The following is a 10,603-nucleotide window of genomic DNA, read 5'->3' on the forward strand; positions in this document are numbered from 1 at the left end:
TGCGTCCGTAGATTCGACGATTTGGCCGCTTGCCCAAATCTGAGCCTAGACGCATAATGTCCTCATTTTGATTACATGATGCGACTCCTAATGAGCAAACGTGAAGTTGGTTTCGGTCCATCCGTCCTTTGCTCGGTGGAGGAGCGCCCGACCATGCACCCCCAACGCGTCGAGAACCTGAGCCACGCACAACGAGAACGGCTCGCCTACATCGACTTCCGTCTGTACTTCATCGGGGAGATCGGACGACCTGATCTGAGCAGCCGTTTCGGAGTGGCACCGGCGGGTGCAACACGAGACCTAGCCCTGTACCGTGAGGTCGCCCCCCAAAACATCGAGTTCGACAGTAGCAACAAGATCTATCGAATAGGCAAGAGTTTCGCGCCGGTCTTCGAGCACGCACCCCAGCGTGTCCTGTCGGCACTCTCATTGGGATTTGGCGATGGCGTGAACGGTGATTCGCAGCCGCTCTTGCCTTGCGAGTTCCCTGCGGTCCTGAGCCGCCCCTGCATGGACGTGCTGGCACCAATCTGCCGAGCCATCCACGCCAAACGTCCGGTAGCGATCCACTACCAGTCGGTGAGCAGCGGGGAGTCCGAAAGGGTGATCGTTCCCTTCGCTCTCGTGGACAGCGGCCTGCGTTGGCACGTCCGAGCGTTCGACCGCAAGACCGGAGAGTTCCGCGACTTTGTCATCACCCGGATCGAAGCGCCCAGGACACTCGACGAAGACGCCAAGGTTGGCGAACGTCCCGACGACGACATCCAGTGGACACGGATTGTCGAGATCGAGCTGGTTCCCCACCCAGACCAGCCTAGGCCTGAAATCACTGTGCGCGACTACAGCTTCACGGGCGGTGTGCTGGCACTGAAGCTTCGGGCTGCTACGGCGGGATACATGCTTAGGCGCTGGAGCGTCGACTGCTCACCCGATCACCATCTGCGTGGCCCCGAATACCGCCTGTGGCTCAAAGACCATCTGGCGCTTTACGGCGTGAAGAACGCGCTGCTTGCTCCTGGCTACACCGTGTCCCCAAAGGCGGATTCTTGATGGAACTCATCGACAACATCAACCGCCTGCTCGGCGACGACCTCAAACAGACGATCAAGCCCGGTGCCCGCCTGAAGATCGCGGCCTCCTGCTTTTCGATGTACGCGTTCGAAGCGCTGAAGGCAGAGCTGGAAAAGATTGACGAACTGAACTTCATCTTCACCTCGCCAACCTTCGTCGCCAACGAGGTCACCGACAAGATTCGCAAGGAGCGCAAGGAGTTCCACATTCCCAAGGCTGACCGGGAACGGAGCCTGTATGGGAGTGAGTTCGAGATTCAGCTCCGCAACAAGCTGACCCAACGCGCGATTGCAAAAGAATGCGCCGACTGGATGCGACGCAAGGCGACCTTCAAGTCCAATCGCAGCAAGGCTCCTATGCAGCAGTTCGCTTGTGTGCAGGCTGCGGCCACGGACACCGCCTATATGCCATTGCACGGCTTTACCGCCGTCGACCTCGGCTACCAGCAAGGCAACGCTGTCTCCAATCTTGTCAACAAGATGGACGAGTCGACCTTCACGGCGACCTACCTCAGTCTGTTCGATCAGATCTGGCACGACCCCGAAAAGCTGGAAGATGTGACCGCGCAGATCTGCGATCACATTGCGTCGGTGTACCAGGAAAACTCGCCCGAGAGCATTTACTTTTTGATGCTCTACAACATCTTCAACGAGTTCCTGGACGACATCGATGAGGACGTCCTACCCAACAATCGCACGGGCTACCAGGACACCCTCATCTGGAACAAGTTATTCAACTATCAGAAGGATGCGGCCACCGGGATCATCAACAAGCTCGAGACCTACAGCGGCTGCATCCTGGCGGACAGCGTCGGCTTGGGCAAGACGTTCACGGCCTTGGCCGTGGTCAAGTATTACGAGCTGCGCAACCGCTCGGTGCTGGTCCTCTGCCCAAAAAAGCTGGCGGACAATTGGCTGAACTACAACCGCAACCTCAAGACGAACATCTTTGCCCGCGACCGGTTCAACTACGACGTGCTTTGCCATACCGACCTTAGCCGCACCAGCGGCGAGTCATTCGGCACGCCGCTGAACCGCATCAACTGGGGCAACTACGACCTCGTCGTCATCGACGAGTCGCACAACTTCCGCAACAACGACGCCTACAAGGACAAGGAGACTCGTTACCAGAAGCTGATGAACAAGGTCATCAAGGAGGGGGTAAAAACCAAGGTGCTGATGCTTTCGGCCACCCCGGTGAACAACCGCTTCAATGACCTGCGCAATCAACTGGCACTGGCCTACGAGGGGGACTCCGAGAACCTTAGCAAGAAGTTGCGCACCGGCAAGTCGGTAGAGGACATCTTCCGTGGTGCGCAGGCCAGCTTCAACGCTTGGGCAAAGCTCCCGCCAGAAGAGCGCACCGCTCGCGCCATCTTGGACACGTTGGACTTCGACTTCTTCGAACTACTCGACAGCGTCACCATCGCGCGCTCTCGCAAGCACATCCAGACCTTCTACGATACCAAGGACATCGGCCAATTCCCCGAGCGCCGCAAACCCTTGTCGTTCCACAGCCCGCTCACGCAGCGAACGGACGTGATGAGTTTCAACGAGATCTTCGAGCAACTGTCCCTGCTCAAGCTCGCTGTTTACGCCCCCATCAGCTACATCCTGCCCAGTCGACTCAAGAAGTACGAGGAGATGTACGACACGCAGGTCGCCGGCAAAGGCAAGCTCAAGCAGGCCGACCGCGAAAAGAGCCTGCAGGCGTTGATGACGACCAACCTGCTCAAGCGGCTTGAAAGCTCGATTGAGTCCTTCCGCTTGACGCTCCAGTCTCTGCGTGCGAACCACGCGAACACGCTGGCCAAGATCAGCGTCTTCAATCAGACCGGCAACGTTGCCAGCATCGATGACCTGACCGATCAGCTGGAGGACCTCGACGCGGAAGACGATGACCTGCCCGCCATTGGCGACAACGAGATCGGTGGCAAGGTCAAGATCAGCCTCGCGGACATGGACTTGCCTTCTTGGGAGCACGAGCTGAAGGTCGATCTGGAGATCATCGACGCTCTGTTGGCGTCGATGAACAAGATCGCGCCTGCCGACGATGCCAAGTTGCAGCACCTGAAATCGCTTGTACTCGGAAAGATTGCCGCGCCGCTGAACCCAGGCAACAAGAAGGTGCTGATCTTCACCGCCTTCGCTGACACCGCTGATTACTTGTACGCCAATTTGGCACCGGAGTTGCTGGCCGCACAGACCCTGCACAGCGCCAAGGTCACTGGCAAGGGTGCGCCGAAGTCCACGCTCAAGAAGAGCTATGACTTCCAGGAGTTGCTCACCCTCTTCTCGCCGCGCGCCAAAGAGAAAGCCGTCGTGCTGCCGAACGAACCGGCAGAGATCGACTTGTTGATCGGTACCGACTGCATCTCCGAGGGCCAGAATCTGCAGGACTGCGACTACCTGATCAACTACGACATCCACTGGAACCCGGTGCGCATCATCCAGCGCTTCGGCCGGGTGGACCGCATCGGTTCACCCAATAGCAGCATCCAGTTGGTCAATTACTGGCCAGACATCTCGCTCGACGAGTACATCAACCTCAAGGAACGAGTTGAGAGCCGGATGATGATTGCCGACGTTTCGGCCACCGGCGACGACAACGTGCTGAGCGCCCAGGCCAACGACGTGTCGTACCGCAAAGAGCAGTTGCGCCGCCTGCAAGAAGAAGTGATCGAGCTGGAAGACCTGAAAACCGGCGTGTCGATAACCGACCTGGGGCTCAATGATTTTCGCATGGACTTGCTCAACTACGTCAAGGCCAACGGTGAGTTGAACAACGTGCCCAGCGGGATGCATGCCGTGGTGCCAGCTAAGCCCGAACTCGGACTCCGCCCTGGCGTAATTTTTACGCTGCGAAACCGCAACCACCGCGTCAACATCGATCAACAGAACCGGTTGCACCCTTACTACCTCGTCTACATCAACAGTGAGGGTGAGGTCATCCACGACCACACTGAGGTCAAGCGTCTGCTTGATCTGGTGCGTAGCTGCTGCAAGGGGCAAGCCCAGCCCATTCCGGATGCCTGCCGCCTGTTCAACAAAGAAACGGCAGACGGCCGAAAGATGCAGGTCTACTCCGACCTGCTCGGCAAGACCATCCGCTCGATGATCGAGGTGAAGGAAGAGAAGGATCTGGACAGCCTGTTTAGCGGCGGAAAAACGACCGCGCTTGTGAACCCAATCGCCGGGCTGGACGACTTCGAGCTAATCACCTTCCTCGTGATTCAGGAGGTCGGATGAGCCTGCCCACCCATCCCGCCTTCATCAGCTACCCCAAGCAGGCCACTTTTGGGCGCAACCTGCCCAAGAATAAGATCTACGAGCACAGCGGTGCCAACACGCGGCTGAAGGACCTGTTCGTGGAGCAGGTAGAGCAGGTCGTCTGGCAATACAAGCTTGCCCCAGAAACGATCAACCTGCCCGCCAAACCCGGCGTGCCAGAGGTTCAAGTCTTTGCCATCCAGCTCAAGACGCCAGAGCTCAATCTGGACGTGCTGCGTTGCATTGATGGAGCTGTGCAGTTCCCCATCGTTTTCGAGGTGAGCTTTGACGGCAAAACGCAGGTCGTCRCAGCCTACAAGCGCCCGAATGAATCAGACGCCAGCCGCTGGGTGTTGAACGACTATTTTGCGACGGAATGGCTGCCCGCCAGCAGCGAGCGCGCTGCGATGCCGCTGGCGCTGGATCTGGCCAGCCTGTATGAGCAGTTGCTGCACCGATTGATGCCGCTGCCCGCCCGCCCAAAGGAATCGTTAGCTGACTTGGTGGCCCGCGTGGAGCTGGCTGCGGCCAAACGCCGCGAGGTCGAAAAAACCGCCAGCAAACTGGCCAAGGAAAAGCAATTCAACCGCAAGGTGGAGATCAACGCGACCTTGCGGCAACTAAAACATGAACTTGAACAATTGAGCCGCTGAACGCGCGAGCCAAGGAAAAGAATATGGATCAACTTAAAATGCATTCTCCCAATCTCACGCAAGACAACATTGCCCGCATCTGCGAGCTGTTTCCGGGTTGCGTGACCGAGGCCGAGGGAGAGGATGGCTGCGTGAAGCTGGCGGTTGACTTTGACCAGCTGCGCCAGGAGCTTTCCGAATCGATTGTCGAAGGCCCGCAGGAGCGCTACCACCTGAACTGGCCGGGCAAGCGCGAGGCGCTGTTGACGGCCAATGCGCCGATTGCGAAGACGCTACGCCCGTGTCGTGAAGAAAGCGTGGACTTCGAAGCCACGAAAAATCTGTTCATCGAGGGTGACAACCTTGATGCACTGAAGCTTATGCAGGAAACGTACCTGGGCAAGGTCAAGATGATCTACATCGACCCGCCATACAACACCGGGAACGACTTTGTGTACGAGGACGATTTCGCAGAAGATTCTAATGAATTTTTCATCAGATCCAATCAGAAAGACGAAGCAGGCAATAGATTGGTAGTCAATACGGAGGCCAATGGAAGGTTTCATTCGGACTGGCTATCCATGATTTATTCCCGACTTCGCTTGGCAAGAACACTGCTGTCAGAAGATGGATTGCTGTTTGTCAGCATTGATGACGGCGAGGCTGCAAACTTGCGTCATCTATGCGACGAAATATTTGGGGAGGAAAATTTCGTCGCTCAGGTTGTTTGGAAGAAATCGTACGGAGGCGGCGCTAAATCAAAACATGTGGTCAGGCTTCATGAGTATGTTCTGATTTACGCGAGACAGAAAGAGAGCATTGGGTTTCTAGCGTTACCACCCAAGGATGATGTTCTCAAGTATTACAAATTCAAAGACTCAAACTTTGATCTTAGGGGCCCCTACAGAAAGCAGCCTCTGGCAACAAATTCAATGGATGCGAGGCCCAATCTCCGATACGCCATCGTAAAAGATGGTGAAGAAATTTGGCCAGAGAAGCAGTGGCAATGGTCGGAAGATCGCGTTAAGGATGCTCTTAGCAAAGATGGGCTGGTGTTCACGAAAAAGCCAGACGGCTGGACTGTTGATTACAAGCAATATTTGAAGGATGAAGAAGGGGTCACGCGGGGAGCAAAGCCCTACTCGGTCCTGGAAGGTCCCTACACGCAAAAAGGCACCGGAGAAATTGAGGAGTTATTTGGCAACGGCAAAGTTTTTACTTTTCCCAAGCCGAGCGAGTTGCTTGAGGAATTTCTAGGCTACTGCGGAAGCAGTGGAATAGTCATGGATTTTTTTGCCGGGTCGTGCTCATTTGCCCAAGCCGTACTCAACAAGAATGCACTTCAAGGCACAGCATTCAGGTTTATTGCTGTCCAATTTCCCGAGGTGTGCGACGAATCGTCCGAGGCGAAAAAGGCTGGCTTCAGCAGCATCGCAGAGATTGGAAAAGAGCGTATCCGCAGAGCAGGTAAGCGGGTTCTTGATAACGAATGCAACGACGCATGGAACAAGGACATAGGGTTCCGGGTTCTGAAGGTCGATGCATCTAATATGGCTGACGTCTATTACTCGCCGGATGCCATGGATAAGGCGAACATTGATCTGTTCGTCGACAACATCAAGCCCGACCGCACCCAAGAAGACCTGCTGTTCCAGGTGATGCTGGACTGGGGGGTCGACCTGGCGCTGCCCATCGTCAAGCAAGCCATCCAAGGCAAGGACGTGTTCTTTGTCGATGGCAACGCTCTGGCCGCCGGCTTCGACGGGAACGGCGGTATCGATGAAGACTTCGTCAAGGAACTGGCAAAGCACCAGCCGCTGCGCGTGGTGTTCCGCGATGCCGGGTTCAAGGACAGCGCGGTCAAGATCAACGTCGAGCAAATCTTCAAGTTGCTATCGCCTACCACCGAAGTCAAGTGCATCTGAGGGGCTGGCAATGAAACTGAAATTCAAGACCCAGGCCTATCAGACAGCAGCTGTACAAGCCGTGGTGGATTGCTTCAATGGCCAACCGGTAGCTGCTGCCGAAGCCATCAGCTATCGCATCGACCCGGGCAAGGCTAAGAAAGGGGTCGAAGATCTATTCGCAGAAGCAGGGTTCAAGAACGCCGATTTGAAACTGACGGATGTCACGCTGCTGGAAAACATCACTCAGGTTCAGCACCAGCAGAATCTGCCGCTATCAAGTTCACTGACTGACTTTTATACGATCAATGGCAACGGTGAGCGTATTCCAGTAACGACTCAATACAAGGCCACCGCCAAAGCGGTATCTCGCCTGCACCTCGACATCGAAATGGAGACCGGGACGGGCAAGACCTACTGCTATATCAAAACCATCTTCGAGCTGAACAAGCAATACGGCTGGAGTAAGTTCATCATCGTGGTGCCCAGCATTGCCATCCGTGAAGGCGTGGCCAAGTCGCTGGAAATCACGGCCGATCACTTCCTCGAGACGTACCACAAGAAGGCTCGTTTCTTCATCTACAACTCCAAGCAACCGCACGAACTCGAAAGCTTTTCGTCCGACGCCGGCATCAATGTGATGGTAATCAACGTGCAGGCCTTCAACGCCACGGGCAAGGACGCCCGCCGCATCTATGAGGAGCTGGATGACTTCCAGTCGCGTCGTCCGATTGATGTGATCAGTGCCAACCGCCCGATTTTGATCCTGGACGAGCCCCAAAAGATGGAGGGTGCCCAGACCCTGAAGTCCTTGGAGGAATTCAAGGCGCTGATGGTGCTTCGCTATTCGGCCACGCACAAGACCACGCACAACAAGATCCACCGCCTGGATGCGCTGGACGCCTACAACCAGAAGCTAGTTAAGAAGATTGCGGTGCGCGGTATCTCAGTGAAGGGGCTGGCTGGTACCAATGCCTACCTGTACCTGCAGTCCATCGAGATTTCGACCAAGAAGCCGCCCGAGGCGCGCGTCGAATTCGAGCAGAAGCTGAAGAGTGGCGAAATAAAACGCATCGTGCGCAAGCTCTCAAAGGGCGATAACTTGTTTGTCGAGTCGAACGAGCTGGATCAATACCGTGGCTACGTCGTATCGGACATCAACGCCAACAGCGATACCTTGGGCTTTACCAACGGCGTTGAGCTCTTCGTAGGTGAAGCCGCTGGCGACGTGAACGAAGCGGCGCTCCGCCGCATTCAGATTCGGGAAGCCATCAAGGCGCACTTCGATAAAGAGCTGGCCTTGTTCCAGCAAGGCATCAAAGTGCTGACCTTGTTCTTCATCGACGAAGTGGCCAAGTACCGCGACTACTCTTCGGCAGACAAAAATGGCGACTACGCGCGAATTTTCGAAGAAGAGTACAGCCAGTACCTGAACGAGGTGCTGGATTTGGACGAAACCGCTTATATCAAGTACCTCAAGGGGATTGATGCGTCCAGGACGCACAGCGGTTACTTCTCCATCGACAAGAAGACCAAACGTCTCATTGATCCGGAGATGGGCAAGAAGGCCACCGAGGCCGATGACGTGGACGCCTACGACTTGATCCTGAAGGACAAGGAACGGCTGCTGTCGCTCGCTGAGCCGGTGCGCTTCATCTTTTCGCATTCCGCCCTGCGTGAAGGTTGGGACAATCCGAACGTGTTCGTTATCTGCGCCCTCAAGCACAGCGACAACACCATTTCGCGGCGTCAGGAGGTGGGCCGAGGTCTGCGCTTGTCCGTGAATCAGAGCGGCGACCGGATGGATCACCCTGCCATCGTCCATGACGTCAACGTGCTGACCGTCGTAGCCAGTGAAAGCTACAAAGACTTCGTCTCTGCGCTGCAGAAGGACATCAGTGACTCCCTGTCGGCCCGCCCCAAGGTGGCCGACGAAGCCTATTTCACCGGCAAGGTGCTCAAGACCGCGGCGGGCGATGTCGAGGTCACGCCGCAATTGGCCAAGCAGATCTACAAGTACCTGATCAAGAACGACTACAGCGACGGGGCGGATCGCATCACCAGCGCGTACCATGAGGCCAAGAAGGACGGCTCGTTGGCTCCGCTCCCGCCGGAACTGCAGGCCCATGCCGAGCAGGTATACCAGCTGATCGACAGCGTCTTCAGCGACAGCCAGATGTTTGACATCAGCGACGACCGTCGCCCGAAGAAGAACCCGCTCAACGGCAACTTCGACAAGCAGGAGTTCAAGGAGCTGTGGAACCGGATCAATCGCAAGGCGGCCTACAGCGTTGGCTTTGATTCAGGGGAGTTGGTCACGAAGGCCGTCACCGAACTGGACAAGAGCCTTCGCGTGACGCCATTGCAGTACACGATTCAGAGCGGCGAGCAGGCTGCACTGGTGACCTATGACGGGCTAAAAGATGGCGAAGCCTTCGTGCTCAAGGCGACCGAGACAGAAAAGAATGTGCATTCGATTCACTCCGCGGTGAAGTACGACCTGATCGGCAAGATCGCCGAAGGCACGCAGCTGACCCGACGCACGACGGCAGACATCCTCAAAGGGATCAGCGTCGCCGTGTTTACGCAGTTCCGAACCAATCCGGAAAGCTTCATTGCCGAGGCCGTTCGGCTGATCAACGAGCAGAAGGCAACGATGATCATCGAACACTTGGCCTACGACTCGGTTGGGGACAAGTTCGACCTCGACATCTTCACCGCAGGCCAGACCAAGCAGGACTTCAGCAAGGCTGGAGACAAGCTCAAGCGGCATATCTACGACTACGTGATCACTGATTCCGGTATTGAGCGGGATTTTGTGAAGGAGCTCGATACCTGTACTGAAGTCGTCGTCTACGCCAAATTGCCTCGCGGCTTCCTGATCCCCACCCCCGTTGGCGACTACAACCCCGACTGGGCCGTGTCGTTCAAGGAAGGTACGGTCAAACACGTGTATTTCGTGGCTGAGACCAAGGGCTCCATGTCGTCGATGGTGCTAAATGAGATCGAGAAAACCAAGATCAAGTGTGCCCGTAAGTTCTTCGACGAGATCAACAAGAAGTACGCCCCCGAGAACGTGAAGTACGACGTGGTGAACAGCTTTGGCAAGCTGATGGAATTGGTGAAGTGATGAGTGGAGCGAGGGTCCTCTATGTTCTATCTAGATGGACCATGCACCTGAGTGGGCTTTAAGATGGAAATGCGACTTCTCCCCGCGCTGATCTTGTTCCTCGGTTCTTACTTTCCGTTGAGCCTGATCCTGCTGATCCAAGATGTCAAGGAGTCTTCTTGGAAGGCTCCGCTGTGCAAGATTACGGAGATGTCCTCCTGCTATCTTCCTGAGCTTGCGAATCCGGAGCGGGCTCTTGGCCTGCTCGGGATTTGCGCTGTGAGCCTCGTCATCTTCATGATCCTGATGCAGAACCTGTCGGGCTATTCAAGACTTGAGGTCATTGACTCGAAGTCGATCCCGAATGATCTCATTAACTACGTATTCCCCTATGTCGTTTCTTTCATGGGGCTCGACTTGGGAGTTGACGGGAAATTTTTCGGCTTTTTACTCTTCATCGTGCTGATGTTCGTCATCACTTATCGATCGGGGCAGATTCTGATGAATCCTTTCTTGCTGGTCGCTGGCTGGCAGCTCTATGAACTCAACATCGTGACTGAGGGGCATAAGCGCTGTGTGAAGGCGCTATCGAAGGAGCAAGTTAAGTCAGGCGATCAC

General features: G+C 55.8%; 6 protein-coding genes. All 6 read left to right on the top strand.

Going from position 1 to position 10,603, the window contains the following annotated elements:
- Window positions 1-153 precede the first annotated feature (153 nt).
- Window positions 154-1,050: a WYL domain-containing protein gene (locus AC1DN0_RS30845; RefSeq protein WP_477143113.1), complete on the top strand. Its 897-nt coding sequence runs from the start codon at window positions 154-156 to the stop codon at window positions 1,048-1,050.
- On the top strand, window positions 1,050-4,319 hold the full coding sequence (locus tag AC1DN0_RS30850) for a helicase-related protein (RefSeq protein ID WP_477146250.1): 3,270 nt from the start codon (window positions 1,050-1,052) through the stop codon (window positions 4,317-4,319). The genes AC1DN0_RS30845 and AC1DN0_RS30850 overlap by 1 nt, the downstream gene beginning before the upstream one ends.
- The gene (locus tag AC1DN0_RS30855; RefSeq protein ID WP_477146251.1) at window positions 4,316-4,993 is read left to right on the top strand and encodes a DUF4391 domain-containing protein; all 678 of its coding nucleotides are present in this window, start codon (window positions 4,316-4,318) and stop codon (window positions 4,991-4,993) included. The genes AC1DN0_RS30850 and AC1DN0_RS30855 overlap by 4 nt, the downstream gene beginning before the upstream one ends.
- 23 nt (window positions 4,994-5,016) lie before the next feature.
- Window positions 5,017-6,897 (top strand): site-specific DNA-methyltransferase, encoded by a 1,881-nt coding sequence (locus AC1DN0_RS30860; RefSeq protein WP_477142916.1) that lies wholly within the window; start codon window positions 5,017-5,019, stop codon window positions 6,895-6,897.
- 10 nt (window positions 6,898-6,907) lie between these two features.
- A complete protein-coding gene (locus AC1DN0_RS30865; protein WP_477142915.1) occupies window positions 6,908-10,006 on the top strand; it encodes a type III restriction-modification system endonuclease in 3,099 nt (1,032 codons plus the stop codon).
- A 63-nt stretch (window positions 10,007-10,069) separates the two neighbouring features.
- A partial coding sequence (locus AC1DN0_RS30870; protein ID WP_477146252.1) for a hypothetical protein occupies window positions 10,070-10,603 on the top strand: 534 nt, incomplete at its 3' end.

It is taken from the genome of Cupriavidus sp. 05N39 (genome assembly GCF_056397325.1).

Coding starts and splice junctions, on each gene's coding strand:
- AC1DN0_RS30845 (WP_477143113.1), top strand. CDS start 154: ATGCACCCCCAACGCGTCGAGAACCTGAGCCACGCACAACGAGAACGG.
- AC1DN0_RS30850 (WP_477146250.1), top strand. CDS start 1,050: ATGGAACTCATCGACAACATCAACCGCCTGCTCGGCGACGACCTCAAA.
- AC1DN0_RS30860 (WP_477142916.1), top strand. CDS start 5,017: ATGGATCAACTTAAAATGCATTCTCCCAATCTCACGCAAGACAACATT.
- AC1DN0_RS30865 (WP_477142915.1), top strand. CDS start 6,908: ATGAAACTGAAATTCAAGACCCAGGCCTATCAGACAGCAGCTGTACAA.